This is a genomic window from Acinetobacter sp. WU_MDCI_Abxd143, assembly GCF_025514195.1.
GTDB lineage: Bacteria > Pseudomonadota > Gammaproteobacteria > Pseudomonadales > Moraxellaceae > Acinetobacter > Acinetobacter pittii_H.
The window spans coordinates 316,675-334,607 of sequence record NZ_JAHPTH010000002.1 but is presented as its reverse complement, the minus strand read 5'-3'; the positions used below and the strand labels follow the sequence as shown (position 1 = coordinate 334,607).

Annotated in this window: 16 protein-coding genes; 13 read left to right on the top strand and 3 right to left on the bottom strand. The window is 38.1% G+C overall.

Annotated elements, in window-relative coordinates; all coding sequences use genetic code 11:
- Positions 1 to 49 precede the first annotated feature (49 nt).
- From KTI79_RS06370 to KTI79_RS06330, 9 genes are all read left to right on the top strand, one after another.
- Positions 50 to 637, top strand: coding sequence for a hypothetical protein (locus KTI79_RS06370; RefSeq protein WP_032054755.1), 588 nt, complete (start codon positions 50 to 52; stop codon positions 635 to 637).
- 92 nt (positions 638 to 729) lie between these two features.
- Positions 730 to 1,128 (top strand): hypothetical protein, encoded by a 399-nt coding sequence (locus KTI79_RS06365; protein WP_032054754.1) that lies wholly within the window; start codon positions 730 to 732, stop codon positions 1,126 to 1,128.
- On the top strand, positions 1,128 to 1,634 hold the full coding sequence (locus KTI79_RS06360) for a DUF1833 family protein (RefSeq protein WP_032054753.1): 507 nt from the start codon (positions 1,128 to 1,130) through the stop codon (positions 1,632 to 1,634). Before KTI79_RS06365 ends, KTI79_RS06360 begins: the two co-directional genes overlap by 1 nt.
- Positions 1,631 to 1,993: a hypothetical protein gene (locus KTI79_RS06355; RefSeq protein ID WP_032054752.1), complete on the top strand. Its 363-nt coding sequence runs from the start codon at positions 1,631 to 1,633 to the stop codon at positions 1,991 to 1,993. The genes KTI79_RS06360 and KTI79_RS06355 overlap by 4 nt, the downstream gene beginning before the upstream one ends.
- Positions 1,986 to 5,429: a host specificity factor TipJ family phage tail protein gene (locus KTI79_RS06350; RefSeq protein ID WP_032054750.1), complete on the top strand. Its 3,444-nt coding sequence runs from the start codon at positions 1,986 to 1,988 to the stop codon at positions 5,427 to 5,429. The genes KTI79_RS06355 and KTI79_RS06350 overlap by 8 nt, the downstream gene beginning before the upstream one ends.
- 70 nt (positions 5,430 to 5,499) lie before the next feature.
- On the top strand, positions 5,500 to 5,793 hold the full coding sequence (locus KTI79_RS06345; protein WP_032054749.1) for a phage holin: 294 nt from the start codon (positions 5,500 to 5,502) through the stop codon (positions 5,791 to 5,793).
- Positions 5,774 to 5,998, top strand: a complete 225-nt coding sequence (locus KTI79_RS06340) for a hypothetical protein (RefSeq protein ID WP_086375982.1) — start codon at positions 5,774 to 5,776, stop codon at positions 5,996 to 5,998. The genes KTI79_RS06345 and KTI79_RS06340 overlap by 20 nt, the downstream gene beginning before the upstream one ends.
- 57 nt (positions 5,999 to 6,055) lie before the next feature.
- A complete protein-coding gene (locus KTI79_RS06335) occupies positions 6,056 to 6,601 on the top strand; it encodes a glycoside hydrolase family 108 protein (protein WP_032054747.1) in 546 nt (181 codons plus the stop codon).
- Positions 6,602 to 6,919 (top strand): DUF6527 family protein, encoded by a 318-nt coding sequence (locus KTI79_RS06330; RefSeq protein ID WP_086375983.1) that lies wholly within the window; start codon positions 6,602 to 6,604, stop codon positions 6,917 to 6,919.
- A gap of 107 nt (positions 6,920 to 7,026) precedes the next feature.
- Here the strand turns inward: KTI79_RS06330 and KTI79_RS06325 are convergent, their stop codons facing one another.
- Positions 7,027 to 7,800, bottom strand: a complete 774-nt coding sequence (locus KTI79_RS06325) for a membrane protein (RefSeq protein WP_031977652.1) — start codon at positions 7,798 to 7,800, stop codon at positions 7,027 to 7,029.
- Between the two features lie 177 nt (positions 7,801 to 7,977).
- Between KTI79_RS06325 and KTI79_RS06320 the strand changes: the two genes are divergently transcribed.
- Positions 7,978 to 9,624 carry a phosphoethanolamine transferase gene (locus KTI79_RS06320; RefSeq protein ID WP_086375984.1) on the top strand — a complete coding sequence of 549 codons (1,647 nt, stop codon included), beginning with the start codon at positions 7,978 to 7,980 and terminating at the stop codon, positions 9,622 to 9,624.
- A gap of 264 nt (positions 9,625 to 9,888) precedes the next feature.
- Here KTI79_RS06320 and KTI79_RS06315 read toward each other — a convergent pair whose 3' ends face one another.
- Both KTI79_RS06315 and alaS read right to left on the bottom strand, forming a co-directional pair.
- Positions 9,889 to 11,094 carry a tyrosine-type recombinase/integrase gene (locus KTI79_RS06315; protein WP_032055579.1) on the bottom strand — a complete coding sequence of 402 codons (1,206 nt, stop codon included), beginning with the start codon at positions 11,092 to 11,094 and terminating at the stop codon, positions 9,889 to 9,891.
- 286 nt (positions 11,095 to 11,380) lie between these two features.
- Positions 11,381 to 14,017 carry an alanine--tRNA ligase gene (alaS, locus tag KTI79_RS06310; protein WP_032055578.1) on the bottom strand — a complete coding sequence of 879 codons (2,637 nt, stop codon included), beginning with the start codon at positions 14,015 to 14,017 and terminating at the stop codon, positions 11,381 to 11,383.
- Between the two features lie 269 nt (positions 14,018 to 14,286).
- On the opposite strand from alaS, the gene KTI79_RS06305 reads away from it, so the two are divergent.
- The 3 genes from KTI79_RS06305 (at position 14,287) to KTI79_RS06295 (ending at position 17,911) form a co-directional block, all read left to right on the top strand.
- Positions 14,287 to 15,306 carry a type I glyceraldehyde-3-phosphate dehydrogenase gene (locus KTI79_RS06305; RefSeq protein ID WP_032055577.1) on the top strand — a complete coding sequence of 340 codons (1,020 nt, stop codon included), beginning with the start codon at positions 14,287 to 14,289 and terminating at the stop codon, positions 15,304 to 15,306.
- Positions 15,307 to 15,472: 166 nt separating this feature from the next.
- Positions 15,473 to 16,561, top strand: coding sequence for a hypothetical protein (locus tag KTI79_RS06300; protein ID WP_032055576.1), 1,089 nt, complete (start codon positions 15,473 to 15,475; stop codon positions 16,559 to 16,561).
- A gap of 183 nt (positions 16,562 to 16,744) precedes the next feature.
- Entirely contained in the window at positions 16,745 to 17,911 is a 1,167-nt protein-coding gene (locus tag KTI79_RS06295; RefSeq protein WP_032055574.1) for an ATP phosphoribosyltransferase regulatory subunit, read from the top strand.
- Positions 17,912 to 17,933: the final 22 nt, after the last annotated feature.

The window sequence follows — 17,933 nt, the reverse complement described above, 5'->3', positions numbered from 1 at the left end:
AAATTTCAAGGTGATAGAGTCTGTTGGCATTAAAATTGATGGTTAAGACATGAAAAAAATAATTGTAATCTCTACAACACTTTTAGGCCTTACGGGATGTGCCATTCCTGCGGTAAATAATCTCGTAAGATCTACAAATATGTATCAAGATGAAATAGCAGGTGATACAGCGAATTTAAGGGTTTATAGAAGTAATATACCCATGGTGCAGTTCTATATTACTTTTCAAAATAATGAGGGTGAAAAAATTTCAAAAAACCTAATAACTAAGCAGATTTCAAATAATTTAACAAAGTATGGCTCTATGCATGAGCCCAAAAAATTAAATATGCCTAAACCCACAATCAGTTTAAATAATGGTGAAGAGTTTTTTGAGTTTAAAGTACCCGCAAATAAGAAGTTAACTTTCAGGCTTACTTCTGTTATTGGGTCAACTACTATGTATAGTTGTGATGTAAAAATGGACTATCAGTTGGAAAGAAATGGAAATTATGAATTGATCCGTTTTAAACAGATCAAAGATTTTGTGAATCCAGCTTTACTGACTGAACCATCTCAAGATGGATCCTACTGCAAGTTTGTAGTGAAAGAGATTTTTGAAGATGGTAAAGAAACTATTATTAAATCGATTTCTTAATGTTAAATCGTTTTCGTAATTAATTTAAATATCTAAACCTTATTTCATCAAACCACCTTTCGAGGTGGTTTTTTATTGCCTGAAGGAAAGTTATGTACAAGTTAAAGCTAAATCCTCAGACCAGCGGTTATGGCGTAACACCAGGTGATGATGTGAAACGCCAGCAACTGGATGGAGGACGTGGACGCTATTACATCGATGTAAAACGTAATAGCCACATTGTCGATGTGAACTGGAATTTAAGTAAAACCGATTTCAATAAAATGATGGCTTTTTGGCGTGTATATCAAAACAAGCCAGCTTCATTTTATGCGGATCTTGTCATTGACCAGGGCACGCGTCAGCAATACCAATGCAACTTCATTCCCAACTCATTCAAGTCTAATGAAGTGAACGGCAACTTATATCGTGTAAACGCACAACTAGAGGTTGTTCAAAACCAGCCGAACCTAACAGCTGATGCAGCATTGATTAAGGATTGGGAGGTCTAATGGATAACGAATACGCAAAGTTCTTTCTCAATCGTAAAGTCGATGTCTATCAACTGGAGTGTATTGAGTTATCACACCCATCTTTTCTAAACACTTATCGTGTTGTTCGTAATGATGATCGCGGTGTCTATGTACAGCACAAAGAAGGGTCAGGCCAGTTTTACTATGAATATTTACCATTAACAATTCAAAGATCCGGGATGTTAGGTGATCTGGACCAGACTTTAACAGTCTCAGTTTCAGGGCTTGGTGATATATTGCCGGATGAGTTTGAGCGAGTACTTGAAGGTCAATATGCAGATGTTAAACCTACTGTGAATTATAGGCTCTATAGTTCAGACAATTTGAATACACCAATCCATTATTTGCTTGGCCTTCAGCTTGCCGGTGTTTCAATGAACAATAAAGCCGTGACATTTAAAGCTGAGTCCCCTCGTTTAAATACCTCCAAAACTGGTGACATTTTCTCACTGGATAGATTTAGTGGACTAAAGGGGGCTGTATGAAAAGTCATGATCATTTACTTGATAAGCAATACGACGAAGAGCACTACAACTGTGTTCACTTTGCACATGAAGCCGCACTAGATCTATATGGAGTAGACCGGAGTGAAGCTTTGGATTTGTTCATGCAACCTAAAGGTCATATCGAGTTTAAAGTCTCACGATTAAAACTTCTAAATCCGCTGCCCATGCCCAAGGAAGGTTGCATAGTCGCCTTCCATCCAAAACAAAGAAATAAGCCCCCGCATGTGGGGCTTTTTCGTGGGCAGAAGGTTTTACACCTGATGGAGAGTGGAGTCACTTATTTAGCTGAAGACGTCATTAAAGCAATGGGGTTTAGTCGGGTTAGTTATTATGATTAAAGTTATTTATAAGCAAGATGCATTGTCTGAAGAAAAGACAGTTGAACATGCCCACACAATAGGGCAGTGGCTAACTTCAAAATATGAACATATGCCTGAACATGTCCGTATTTTTCATACATCAAGCAATATGGATCATGCGGAAATCTCTTTTGCAAATGAAGTTACACCGAAGAATGCTCACGACTTAAAACAGCTCGATTTCCTACCCGGTACATTCATTGTGATTGAAAACCCGAAAGGTATGCCCGCCCTTATTGCTGCTATCGTTTCAATTGTTTTAAGTGTGGCAATTGCATTTTTAATGCCCGCGCCGTCAATTGCCCAAACCACTCAGAATAACAACCAATCCTCATCTGCAAATAACGAACTTTCAAATCGCGAAAACAAAATGCGGGTAAATGGTCGTATTACAGATAACTATGGCGCTGGATGGAATACACCTGATCTGATTGCTGTGCCTTATAAGGTTTATGAAAACAATGTTGAAGTTGAGCATATTGTTGGCTGTATTGGTCGTGGCCATTATCACATCAAAGGCGCTTACGATGGTGAAACCAATATTGTCGATATTGCTGGGGCATCAGTAGAGGTCTTTCGACCAGGTGTTGATATTGTTTCTGGACAGCCTTATTTTTCGCTCGGTAGCGAAATTACAACACCGCCTTTAACTGTTCAGCATCAAAACTCAGTGAATGGTCAGATCTTGCGACCAGCTGATACTCAAAGCCTGGAAGGCACTAATTATCTTCAATTTGCTTACCCAAATGAGATACTTCGAGCAGCTGCAAACAATACCGATTTGACGACTAAGTTTGTCAGCAATGACCGAGTTGAAATCACTAATGCTTCTTTTACTTTTAACGGACAAACATACGATTTAAACGGTACTTATAGCGTTTTATCTGTTGCTGATGACCGAATGGCCTTATCTAACCCGGCAGCAGTAAATCCGAATTGGCTAAAGCTAAAAGAACTATCAAATCAGCAAACTGGTGCTTTATCTCCAAAGCTTTCATCCATTGGTGAAAAATGGATCGGTCCATTCATCTTGGACAACATCGAGCGTAGTCGCGTCATTTTCAACTTTGTAGCCAACAATGGACTATATACAGTTTCTTCAGGAGGCAATCAGGCGGCAGTCAATGTCACTATTGAAGTTGAAGTTACTCCAGTGAATGAGTCGGGTGCTGCAATTGGTAACCCAATGCTAAAGCAGATTATTCTGAAGGGTTCAGCTAAGTCGCGGCAAACAGTTGGTACAACGCTGGATATGGTCACATTTCAGGGCCGCTGTAGTGTACGTGCTCGACGATTAACACCAACCCCAGCAGTGACAACAGTTGTTGACGAGGTGAAGTGGCAAGCGTTATATGGCGCATTCCCATTACAAAGCACGATGTATGAACATGAAACGGTTTTTCGTGCACGTACTTATGCAACGACCGGTGCTTTATCTGTTAAGTCGCGCAAGATTAATTTTGATCTTCAGCGAATGTTACCAACCTATAAAAATGGAGCAATGACAACAGAGTTATTCCCAACTTCTAGTTTTGCAGATGCTTTGGTCTCAATGGCGCTCGATGACAAGATAGGCCGTCGTACGATCGATGAGATTGATATTGAAAACATCTATCGGACTTATAACGATATTGTCGATTATTTTGGTACACCTTTAGCGGCAGAGTTCTGTGCCACCATTGACGATACTAATCTTTCGTTTGAAGAATTGGTCACCAACCTTTGTGATGCTGTTTTTTGTACTGCTTATCGTCAAAACAACAAGCTCAAGATCTACTTTGAACGACCGACTGATAATTCAGTATTACTGTTTAACTTCAGGAACATCATTCCGGATAGTTATAAGCATGATCTGACGCTGGGCATGATGGATGACTATGATGGATTGATCTATGAATATACGGATCCTGCCGACGACACCCGCATAAATATCTATCTACCTGATAAAGGAGCTAAGAATCCTAAAGAGGTGAAATCTGTAGGTGTGCGAAACAAGTGGCAAGCTCACTTTAATGCGTACCGGCTTTGGAATAAGCTTCGGTTTCAGCGTAAATCGATCACCTTTGATGCAACACCAGAATCCGAACTTTTAGTTTTACGTGATCGTATTGCTGTAGCAGATTATCGAAATGGTATCCATCAAAGCGGTGATGTAGTTCAGCAAGAGGGATTGATTCTTACATTGAGTCATGATGTTGATTTCATAGCTGGCAAGAGCTACGTGATTTATTTGCAAATGGGAGATGGTACCGTTGATCTACTTCCTATTACTGCTGGATCTGCTAAGAATAAGGTAGTTTTAGGGCGGTTGCCAAATGGTGCTCTCAAACTAAGTTCTGATGATTTTGTTAATACGATCTATACGGTTGTTAATGACGATACAAAGGACTCATTACCTTACTTGGTTGCTAAGAAGGATCCGGTTGATAAGTTCTCAAATACGGTTACTGCTGTTAATTACGATGTGCGGTATTACCTGAATGATAAGGACTTCATTGATGTACCAGTTGATGATTCACCGATTTACATTCGTTATGACCAGTTAGACCTAAATCTAGCTCGTTTATACCAGATGCAAAGAGGTGACCTACCAACAACTGGAGAAATTAGCTTTATTGTTGAAGCTGGTGCATTGGTTTCAAGTTCCAGTTCACTTCGACCTGAAACGCGAATGGTTTATAAGTTCGATTACCGTGATAGCCCTGCTAAACAGGAGTTTATTGTTCCTGCTGCTCCCGAGTTTCCAGCGATTGATACAGGGGAATTTCCACCTGATCTGATTGTAAATCTTACAATTAAGGGATCAGTTGTTGGGCGCGGAGGGGATGGTGGTTTGCCACATTTGGCTTTTGGTGCCTGGTCTACAGATCCTGATTACAACTTCACCAAAACACGCCGTGATGGATTTCAAGGTGCGCCGGGTTTAATGAACCGGCACAGTAAATTGAATCTGATTATTGACGGAGGAACTTTAGCTCGAGGCGGTTCTGGTGGAGGAGCTACACCAAGCGGTATTTATACCGAGCTAGGTTATGGAGTGCAGGGTGTTCCTGGAGGATCTGGTGCACCGTTTGGCCGGGTTATGACAGGTCAGCCGATCTATAATGATACTCAGGATTGGCGCTGGTATTTTACTGGTGGTTATCTAATGGTTGTGAAAGTTACCGATGCTGAAGCTGATATACCCGGTAAAGGATACCGAACTCCAAATGGCGACCGCTATGTATCGCCTTTATCTGGTGATGGCGGGGGCTGGGGGCAACGTGGTACCAAATCGACAAATAGTGGAACTTCGAACTGGAATTACCATGGCACAACTGAAGGCCAGCCAGGAGCGGGCGGTACTGCAATTGTCGGAGTAGCACCACTCACAACTAAATTGATAAATGGAGGGAAAATCTTACAAACCCTTTAATACTTTGAAAGTACTTAGAGCACCCATTTCGGGTGCTTTTTTATTGCCTATGATCTGGAGGAAGGCATGTATGAACGGTCAAACAAATAGTGTAGTCGAAGCGGCTGCAAGTACGGCTGCCGCGACTGCAACAAAATTTACTTATGGCTATGTATTAGGAGGCAGCTTGATCGGTGTAATAGGCAAAATTGATTGGGCCGTTGTCTTTTCAATCTTAATCGGTATAGCAACCTACCTAACGAATCTTTATTTCAAAAAGCGAGATGAAAAGCGTAAGGACGAGATTCATAAGCTTCAAACAAAGCAATACGAGCTGACTAAAAAACGTTTAGAAGGGGGCAGTGATGAACAGCGAAAAGACTAGAGCTTATCTGGCATTTTCACTTGTTGCGTTAATGTTTGTGTTGGTTGTTGCATTATTTTTCAAAGATATGCCTCGTGAAAATAGCAACTTGATTAACACAGCATTGGGCTTTATTGCGGGGGCAATGACAACAGCATGTGGATTCTATTTCGGAAGCTCAGATCAAGAAAAGAAAAACCGAGCTGAAGATTCAAATCAACAGTAACTATTCAACTTTAAATGCCGCCTTCGGGCGGTTTTTTTACATCTAAAGGAAATTGAAATGAATATTGAACAATATCTTGAAGAACTTATTAAACGTGAAGGTGGTTATGTTAATAATCCAGCGGATCGTGGCGGTGCAACAAAGTACGGCATTACTGAAGCCGTAGCCCGTACAAATGGCTTTAAGGGCAACATGAAAGATTTACCACTTGATGTGGCCAAAGCCATTTATAAAAAGCAGTATTGGACAGATCCACGATTTGACCAGGTGAATTTAATTAGCTCGTTAGTTGCTGAAGAGCTTTTAGACACTGGCGTTAATTGTGGTACCGGCTTTGCAAAACCACTTTTACAGCGTGCACTAAACTTATTGAATAACCAGGGTAAAGCAGGGTGGCCAGATTTATCAGTAGATGGGATTTATGGTCCAGCTACATTAAATGCTCTCAAAACTTACCTATCAAAAAGAGGTAAAGAAGGCGAGAAAGTACTGTTACGAGTTCTTAATATCATGCAAGGCCAACGTTATATTGAAATCTGTGAACGTAATCCTAGCCAGGAACAATTTTTCTATGGCTGGATTGCTAATCGAGTGGTGATCTAGATGACTCAAGCGGAAACAGTAACTGAACTAACTCCTTATCTTGAGTACTGGAGCAGTGGTATCTATATGTTTAAGTGCCCAGGGTGTAAGTATTTACATCCGTTCCATGTAAAAGCAGGTGCACACCACAATGGAAGTACTTGGGATTTTAACGGCGATATAGATAAGCCAACGTTTAAACCTTCTTTACTTATTAATGATCATTACCCGGCGAGCCGATGTCATTTATTTTTGACTGAAGGAAAGATTCAATTCTTATCTGATTGTCATCATGAGCTCGCTGGCCAAACTGTCGGCATGGTACCAATCGATGTTTAAAACTTTATTGCTGTGTATTCTGTTATCAGGATGCACAGCTCATACGGTCAACAGTAATGTGAATGTAGGTGTTTGTGTGAAAGCCCTCTAAGGAGAGCTTTTACAATTTATGCATTTTTGATATTGCTTAACTGATTATTTTTACTAAAATAAATACATATTAAAATAGCAATTAATATTACTCCGGATGCTGAAAAACGGCTTAAGTCTAATCCTCCAGCGGAAAGGGGCTTATCTAGAAAGTCTCCAACCACAGCACCCAAAGGACGAGTTAAAATAAAAGTACTCCAGAATAAAAATGTTCTTGAAACAGAGGTGAATTTATATAAAAACACTATCAATAAAATAAGTGCTGAGAAAAGAGCAATCCCCCCACTATAGCCTAATCCAATCGTATCTGCTGACCAGTCACCAAGAGCTGTACCCAAAGTTTGACTAAAGGTAATTGTTAACCAATAAAAGACTTCTGATTTAGGTTTATTAACGGTATGGGGGGAGACACTACCTTCAACTTTATACCAACCCAATAATGAGAAGATGACTAAGCCGAGGAGCAAGCTACTTCCTCCACTATAACCAATACCTAAAGATCGGGTGACAAAGTCTGCTAATGTTGTACCAACAGTTGTACTCGCAATAATGGTAAACCAATATAAATATGGTTTATAACTTTTTGCCTTAATTTGACAGATCAACAAGATAATAAAAACTATAGCAAAAATAAAAGTACTAGTTAAATACCCAAGTTTCAATGACATTGAAAAACTATCTCCGCCAGTTTCACCAAAAGTAGTTGCGAAGATTTTAGTAATCCAGAATAGAAGGGTAACCTGGGGGACTTTAGTTATATACTCACTCATTTCATGACTTGAATTATTCATCTAAGAGGCTCAAATGATAAATTTATCAAACAATAAGTTTTTAAAATTAAGATCAGCTTAAAGTTTTGTTTTAATAATATAGCTTTGTATTCATATTGGTTACTAAGCTCATTTTTTAATTTTTATTTAAGTTTTACTAGCTAAGATTCGAGTTTTTAATATTTAGTGGTTTGTTAAATGCTAGTAAATTTTTTAAAATTCAAAAGGATATGCAATAATATTACACTATTAAATTTTAATTTGCTTCTATCTATCTGGTTAGGTTTATTTCTAAATATAGGTTTTTTTAAAAAAATCCATCAACTTACACCTTATAATGGTATTAAGTCAGTTCTTTTCTTAGGGGCGACATTAGTTATTTTAATAGCAGCATATAATTTAATTTTTCAATTAATAAATTGGAAATGGACTGCCAAAATCTTTGCAATTTTATTGATATTTATTGGTGGCTTTAGCTCTTATTTTGTAAATACGTTAGGTGTAATTATCTCACCAGATCAGATTCAAAATATGATACAAACAGATGTATCTGAAGTTTCTGATTTAATTTCATTACGTTTCGGGCTTTGGACAATTTTCTTTGTGGTTTTACCTATTATTTTAATTACTCAAGTTAAATTTAAACAAGAAAAAGTGTCACGGTTGTTATTGAAGAAAGTATTTTCACTGGTAGCTTCATTTGCAGTGGTTGGTGTTTTACTTTTTACCTACTATGTCGATTTCGCTGCAATATTTCGTGAGCATCGTGATTTAAAAGGTATGATCTCACCACAAAATAGTATCTCTTCCTTAATGTCTTATTATCACAAAATGGCGCCTAAAAAGAACCTGCCACTTATACATTATGGTGAGGATGCTCATCAAGTTCAGCAAGTACAAAACAACTTGCCTAAATTAATGGTTTTGGTGGTAGGCGAGACTGCTCGTGCAGAGAGTTTTGCATTAAATGGTTATTCAAAAAATACGAATCCAGAGCTTTCTAAACAAGATATTTTGAATTTTTCTCAAGTCAGCTCATGCGGTACAGCAACTGCTGTATCGGTTCCATGTATGTTCTCTGGAATGCCTCGCGTTGACTATGACGAACAGTTAGCAAGTCATCGTGAAGGTCTATTGGATATTGCTAAACGTGCGGGTTACCAAGTGACTTGGATTGATAATAACTCTGGTTGTAAGGGCACTTGTGATCGTGTTGAGCAGTACAAAATACCAGAAAAGTTAAAGCAAAAATGGTGTAAAGATGGCGAATGCTATGATGATATTTTAATTGATAGCTTAAATGAGTATTTAGCGACTATTCCTAAAGAAGATACTCGTCCACGACTCATTGTTTTACACCAAGTCGGAAGTCATGGCCCAGCCTATTACAAACGTGCGCCTGCTCAATATCAACCGTTTAAACCGACTTGTGATACTAATGCGATACAGGGCTGTTCTCAAGCAGAGTTATTAAATAGTTATGATGACACGATTGTATATACAGACCATGTGTTAAGTCAGATCATTAATAACCTAAAAGAATTATCGAAATATCAAACAGGTTTATGGTATTTATCTGATCATGGTGAATCGACGGGTGAACATGGTTTATATTTGCATGGTTCACCGTATGCAATTGCACCGACCCAACAAACGCATGTACCAATGATGATGTGGTTTTCAGATAGCTGGAAACAACACAACCTTGCACAAGTGAATTGTTTAGGCCAACAAACGAAAGAAAAGTTAAGTCAGGATAATTTATTCCCAAGCTTGTTAAGTTTATTGGATATCAAAACCAAGGTAATAGCTGTGCAGAATGACATGTTAAGTAATTGTAAATAGGTAAATGTAAGATAGATAAGATGAGTGGGGGCTCCATAAGTAGCTTTTACCTTATCTATCTTTACTGATAGGTTCATAATTGGCGCACATATATAGATCCCTCTAAAGTTATATAATCAATCCGTTGTCAGCTATGTATTAAACTTACTACCATAAAATTATTCCTTAAACCTAATGACCATCCTATCTCTTTATAGAAAGGTTTACCATATTTAATTGTGTGCTCGATGTAAAAGTAGATCCAATCTTTCATTTGTTAATTCTCTATTCTTTAGTAAGTAATTTAATTTTTTCAATCCACTTGGCATATGCTTCGGTCTGCTGTGGTAAATATTCATAATAATCGTAAGTGCCTTGTTCACCAGACATAACATGGCCAATCATGAGCTGAGCAACATCACGAGATGTAAATGCACTGAAATTAGTACGAGCCGTTCTTCTTAGGTCATGAAGTGACCAATGCTTCATATGATAATCATGGTGTCTTCTGAGACGTTCCATTACATAACCGGGCAACGAATTTGAAGAACCATGGCTCATTGGGGTTTCTTCACTATCATTCGTTAAGAAATACTCAGAGTTGTTATAGTCGAAAGCTTCGACAATTAATGCCTCCATTTCAGGCAAAATAGGCCGAACGATTTCACGACCAGTTTTCTTTCCTGTCTTATTGTTTACTACAGGAACAATCCAGACCTTTCTATTTAAATCGAAATCAGTCTTTTTGGCTTTTCTGAGTTCACCATTTCGACAACCAAACATTAAACATAGTTTTAAGAAAATTTTGTTTTTAGGCAAAATGTTTGATTCTTCAATAGCCAGCCATACCATTTTAATTTCTTCATCCGAAAGAAATCTGGTACCTCTATTTCTTTCAATTCCTAGATCTTCTTTAGCATAGATATCGGATAAGACATTTACCTCAAGCAATTGTCTTTTTTTTGCCCATTTTAAAACCTGTTTAGCATTCGTTAATACGCGATCAGCAATCGAAGGTACATCATCTGCTAATTCTTCAAGTAAGGCTAACCATTGTTGCAGAGTAATGCGGTCAACTGGTAAGTCACCAATTTCAGAGATGACATGTTGTTCAAAGGTGTTTTTAATTTGCTGTGCAGAAGTCTTTTTCTTTAGACAATAACTTTCATACCAATCATTAAAGACATCTTCAAATGTGCTTGCATCGATGTATTTTTGCTGCTGTACCCGAACCTCAACTTTAGGATTCATTCCCTTATCTAATAGTGAACGCATTTCACTAGCTTTTATACGTGCATCTTTAAGAGAAATATGAGGGTAGGTGCCCAGGTCTAAACGTTCAGCTTTACCAGCAAAACGGTACCGAAGCTGAAAAACAATTTTACCTTTAGGTGATACTCGAACACTCATTGAGTCCCGATCTGCTATTTCTTCAACCTTATCACGTGCCTTGCCGTTATTAGCTTTCAGCCACACTTCAGTTAAAGCCATAGTCCACCTGTGTACATAATTTTGATTAAGTAAGAGATAAGTATGAATATGTACACGTATGTGTACATAATTAATGAGACTTATTCTGTCCTAAAATGTCTTAGTATGTCTATATTAAAAATGGAGGAAATATTGAGAAATAAGGCTTTTATTGTAGTTTTTGTCTTAGTGTGTCTCGGAGTGGCTAAATGGCATTAATTCTTTTGAACGATTAATGCCATAGTTGTTCCATATAAGCCATGACCCTGAGAGGCTTTTCAGGGTCAGTTACACAAAAAGTGAAGTCTTATTTTTGTTCAAGCCATGCAGGCAATGCTGCGATTACTTGTCCAAACTTCTCGTTAAGTGGCGCGCCACCTTGTGCTAAGTCAGGTTTACCACCACCTTTACCACCTAACTCAGTTGCTAGATGTTTGATGATGTCACCTGCTTTTAGAGTTGCAATGTATTGTGATGCAACTGAAGCAAGTAGGCTGACTTTGTCACCCTCTACACCAGCTAACACAATAACTGCATTCTCTAATTTCGATTTAACACTGTCGTGTAAGTTGCGAAGTGATTTTGCATCTACACCTTGAACAGTGGTAATAAGCGTTTGACGACCAGCAATGGTTTGTACCTGATCAATCAATTCTGACGCTTGGAAGTTTGCCAATTTCTGATTGAGCTGTTCAATCTGCTTTTGTAATGCAGAAACCAATTCAACATTGGCTTGTACACGCTCAACAGTTTGGTCTTTCTGTGCTTTTAATAAGCCATTAATGTGCTGGATATCAGCATCAGTTTTTTGTACTACATCTAGCGCTTTAGTACCTGTAACAGCTTCAATACGACGTACACCAGCAGCTACACCACCTTCAGAAGTGATTTTGAATAAACCAATATCACCTGTACGTTTAACGTGGATACCACCACAAAGTTCAATTGAGAAGTTTTTCTCATCAATAATTGAACCCATAGAAAGTACACGTACTTCATCACCATATTTTTCACCGAACAACATCATGGCACCTTTAGCTTTTGCAGCCTCGATATCAAGAAGTTCGGTTGTTACAGCACTATTTGCAATAATTTCTGCATTCACTAAGCGCTCAACTTGTTGTAACTGTTCAAAAGTTACAGGTTGGTCATTAGCAAAGTCGAAACGTAAGATATCACTTGCAACTAAAGAACCTTTTTGTTGTACATGTGAACCTAAGATTTGACGAAGGGCAGCATGTAATAGGTGAGTTGCAGAGTGGTTACGTGCAGTTGCTTCACGAATGTCTGCTTTAACAATCGCTTCAACGTTTTGAGCGGCTTTAAGACTACCAACGGTCACAATACCTTGATGAACAAAGGCACCACCTGACTTTTTAGTATCTTGAACTTCAAAAATACCAGTTTCATTTTTGAAGATACCTGTATCGCCAATCTGACCACCACTTTCAGCATAGAAAGGAGTTTGGTTTAAAACGATAAGCGCTTCATCACCTTCAGAAACTTCGTCAACTTGTACGCCATCTTTATAGATCGCTACAATTTGACCTTGACCAATGGTGTTGATGTAACCGTCAAACTGAGTTTCGCCTTCAACTTTTACAATGTTGTTGTAGTCAACTGCGAACTTACCAGCATCACGAGCACGTTGACGCTGTGCTGCCATTTCTACTTCAAAACCAGCTTCATCAATAATAAAGTCACGTTCACGTGCAATATCAGCAGTTAAGTCTGTCGGGAAGCCGTAAGTGTCGTAAAGTTTAAATACAGTGGCACCAGGAATCGTCTTATCTTTTAATTGAGCAAGCTCACCTTCAAGTAGTTTTAAGCCTTGCTCAAGTGTTTTTGCAAACTGTTCTTCTTCACGAATTAAAGTTGCTTCAATCACATCTTTACGAGCTGCAAGCTCTGGATATGCATCACCCATAACTTCAATTAAAGGTTGCAACATTTTGTAGAAGAACGTACCAGTTGCACCAAGTTTATTTCCGTGACGAACAGCACGGCGGATAATACGGCGAAGTACATAACCACGACCTTCATTGCTTGGGTTTACACCATCAGCAATGAGGAAACAACATGAACGTGCATGGTCTGCAACAACACGTAAAGAAGGCTGACCTTGGTCTTCAATACCAATAATGTTGGCAGCAGCTTTTAATAAATGTTGGAACAGGTCAATATCGTAGTTTGAATTAACATGTTGCAATACAGCAGAAATACGTTCTAGTCCCATACCTGTATCAACAGATGGAGCAGGGAGAGGGTGAAGCACGCCATCAGCAGTACGGTTAAACTGCATGAAAACGTTGTTCCAGATTTCAATGAAACGGTCACCGTCTTCTTCAGGTGTGCCTGGTAAACCACCCCAAATGTGATCACCATGGTCAAAGAAAATTTCAGAACATGGACCACATGGGCCAGTATCACCCATTGCCCAGAAGTTGTCAGATGCGTATTTTTCGCCTTTATTATCACCAATACGGATAATACGTTCTGGCGCTAAACCGATTTCTTTGTTCCAGATGTCGTAAGCTTCGTCATCGGTGTGGTAAACCGTGGCATAAAGTTTATCTTTTGGTAAAGCAAGCCATTGTTCGCTGGTTAAAAATTCCCATGCGAATTTAAGTGCATCACGTTTGAAATAATCACCAAATGAGAAATTACCTAACATTTCAAAGAATGTATGGTGACGTGCAGTATAACCAACGTTATCTAAGTCATTATGTTTACCGCCAGCACGTACACATTTTTGAGATGTTGTTGCACGTACATAGTCACGTTTCTCAAGACCTAAAAAGCAGTCTTTAAACTGGTTCATCCCAGCATTTGTAAATAATAAAGTTGGGTCGTTGGCAGGAACAAGAGAACTCGACGCGACACGTGTATGCCCTTGCGTTTCAAAGTAGCGCAAAAATGCTTCACGAATTTCAGCAGATGTCATTAAACGAGTACTCACAACCAAGTCACTCCATATTTTCGAATTTGGCTAAATGTATCAATGCCTGTTTGTTTTATGCCAAACCTTGCATGTGATACGGGGCTTATTTTTTAAAAACGCTAAATTGTAGCGGAAAAACCCCACCGAACCAACGATTTTAAAAGGAATATCTTACAAAACTGTGATTTGGCTAAAAATCTATATTCAATTGGCCTTGACGTGCTTTACTATATGCCTTCTTTAGTTTGTAGTTTTATTGATAAGGATAGGTCATGCAACGTATCGCCATTAATGGGTTTGGTCGGATTGGACGTAATGTTTTACGCGCCTGGTTCGAAAGCCCAAAACAATTTCATTTTGAAATCGTGGCGATTAACGATATAGCAGATGTTCAGACATTAGTGCATTTATTTAAATATGATTCTACGCATGGCCGCTTCAATGGAAATGTAGATATATTGATTGAAAATGAAAAAGTTTTTTTGAATATTCAGTCAAATCAACGAGCGTTAAAAGTTGAGGTTTTAAAGCAGAAACAACCCGAAATTTTACCATGGTCTAGTTTAGATATTGATGTGGTACTTGAGTGTACGGGACTGTTCCGTTCTCATGCGGATGCAACACGTCATCTACAAGCAGGGGCGAAGCGTGTCATTATTGGGGCAGCACCTTTTGATCATGTCGATGCAGCCATTGTTTATGGTGTGAACCATAATGAAGTCAAAGTGACTGATCAAATTATATCGAGTGTGTCATGTACTACGCAGGCTTTGGTTCCATTAGTAAAAATTATTGATGATGCGTTTGGTATTGAAACAGCGCTTATGACCGAAATTCATGCAGTAACGGCAGACCAATCTGTACTCGACCACGCACATCGTGATTTGCGCCGTGCTAGAGCTTCAGGCCAAAATATTATTCCAACCACGTCTAGTGCACTCGGCGCATTAAAACGTGTTATGCCTAAAATGGAAGAGCGTATTGATGGTTATTCAATTCGGGTACCGACTATTAATGTGGCAGCAATTGACTTAACTTTTATCGCGCAATTTCCAATTACTGTGCATCATATTAATGAGTTACTCATTAAAGCATCTCAAACAGACTATGCAGAAATTATGGCAGTAACAGATGAGCCATTGGTTTCAAGTGATTTTAATCATTCACCTTATTCACTGATTGTTGATTTAACTCAGACTATGGTTGTGGGGCATCAAGCTAAAGTATTTGCTTGGTATGATAATGAATGGGGTTATGCAAACCGATTATTAGATCTGTGTGATTCTTTCTAATATTGAATTTAAGTAATAAAGGATGTTTTGAATAAACATCCTTTTTATAATTATTAATTTGAAGTATAAAAAGCTCAAATAACTAAAATTCTAAATATTAGTGTTGTGTAAAATTATATCTATTTGTATGATTCGCAAACATTAAAATTTTAATTATAGAGTTCATATGAAATTTAACTCAAAAAGAATAAGTGGTTTTTTAATTTTTACATCTACTATTATTTTAGCTGCTTGTGGTGGTGAAGGCTCAGATCAAAATACCCATGATCAAGCTAAAAATAATTTAGAAAAAGAAGACAAAATTTACCAAGTCTATTATCAACCTTCTGATATTTCTTCAGGTATCTATAGCGATTCTTTTGAAATTACTCAATATCCAATTAAGAATAATGAAATATTTTTTTCAAAATCTCACAACCAACCACTAAAAAATGATTTTTTAACTGAACAGAAAGTTTTAAATAAAGGGACCTTACAAACCAATATTGTGAAAAGGTTAACATCTAGCAGTTGGACTTATGAATTAACACCTGATTTGAAAAAGAATTTAAAATTTGAAATTGTGAAGTTGGATGGTGAAAATATCTTTGACCGTGTATTGCCGGGCTATAAAGAAAATAAAAATTTAGAAACGGGCCTTCACAATCAACTAGATAAAAATTTAATAGACTTCTACCAAAATTATAAGAATGTTAGGTTCCCAAAAAATAGTTATTGTTATCGTTTAAAAGAGTCTCAATGGAATCAATCTTATATTTCAGATATATCTGGTTTTGATTCAAATCCATTGTTTAGTGAGAAAAAACAGAAAATTATCGAAAGATATAATAATCTAGGTTCAGATAAAAAGTATTTTAGGCTTCTAAATTCGCAGTGGTACGGCTATAACTTAACTGTTTTAGAAAACTTAGAAACTGGTGATATTCAAAGCGCATTAGGAAATAATAATAACCAGTCTGCTTCTATGGATTTCGTATCAAGTAATTTATGGAATGCTGATAAAAGTTTGGCGTATGAAAAGTCTCATCTGTATTCTATAGAAGATAATTCGCTTAATAATGTGCATTCATTAATTGCCTTAAGACAAAAGTTAAAAATCGCAAATCTTGAAAAAGGTTGTTTTGCTTTTAATACTCAAGCAGCTCAAGCTATTCAAAGATTAAATTTAGTTAACTGGCAACCAGGTGATAGTTCAGATATTGGCCCATTCTTTGGTCGAAGAACTTTTGCCTATGATGTGAATGAAGCACAATAAAGTATTGAATATTATTATTAATTCATTAAATCTTCTTTTTGACTTTAAAGTTTATTAAGAAAGATTTATGCAAATTGTAAGGTGCATGGCAGAAAGTATCATGCTACACTAAGAGAAATCGGGTGTGTTCCCGATTTTTTTATGTGGGGTCGTTCCACGTTGATCAGATTTTAGGCTTGAAATATGACCATTTCAGAGACATGGTTGCTGCCTGACGGGGTAGCAGATGTATTGCCGGAACAGGCACAAGTCATTGAAAAACTTCGCCGTGAAGCTTTAGATTTCCTCGCGGTACGAGGTTATCAATTGGTATATACACCATTTATTGAATACATCGAATCGTTGTCTTCATTATCAGAATCAAATCAAGACTTGGATTTAGTAACTTTTAAGGTCATTGATCAGCTCTCAGGCCGTTTACTCGGTGTTCGTGCTGATATGACGCCACAAGTTGCACGTATCGATGCACATGTAAGACCAATTGAAGGCGTTGCACGTTACTGTTATTCAGGGACTGTATTACATACTAAACCACAAAATTTCAATGCCACACGTGCACCTCTACAATTAGGTGCAGAGTTATACGGGCATGACAGTATCGAAGCTGATGTCGAAATGGTCGATGTTATGCTGGGGTTGATTGAGAACATGTATACTTTACAAGGCGCGCATCTAGATTTGGGTCATGTAGGGTTGTTCCGTAGTTTAGTAAAGTATGCTGGCCTGTCAAAAAATGAAGAGCATGAGCTTTCAGATCTTTATCAACGAAAAGCATTACCCGAGTTAGCTGAATTTACTCAAAACCTTAATATGGGTTCTGATTTCTATGCACTTGGCCGCTATTCTAGTGATCTAGAAGCATTACAGGCGAATTTAAGTGCAAACATCTTACAAGATGCTGAATTTAAGTCAGCATTAGATGCACTTAAAACAACACTTGTGCAAATTAAAGGCCGTTGGCCAAATCTCAATATCGGTATTGATGTTGTAGAGCTACGCAGTTATCACTATCACACTGGCTTAATGTATGCAGTCTATGCACCGAACCGTGCTGCACCTTTAGCACAGGGTGGCCGTTACGATGGTATTGGTGAGCACTTTGGTCGTGCACGTCCTGCTACTGGCTTTAGTTGTGATTTATATGCCTTAGGTGCAAATCAGTTCGCCGAAATCGAAACTGTTGTTGCTCCAAAAGGCTCAGAACAGGATTTACTCTCAGCAATTTCGAATGCACGCGCTCAAGGTTTACGTGTAGTTCAATTGTTAGGTAATGATGATTTAAGTTCTATTCCATATGCGACCCATCAACTCGTGTCGCAAAATGGACAATGGAATATTGAAAAGATTTAATTGCCAACGGTAAGTTTTTTAC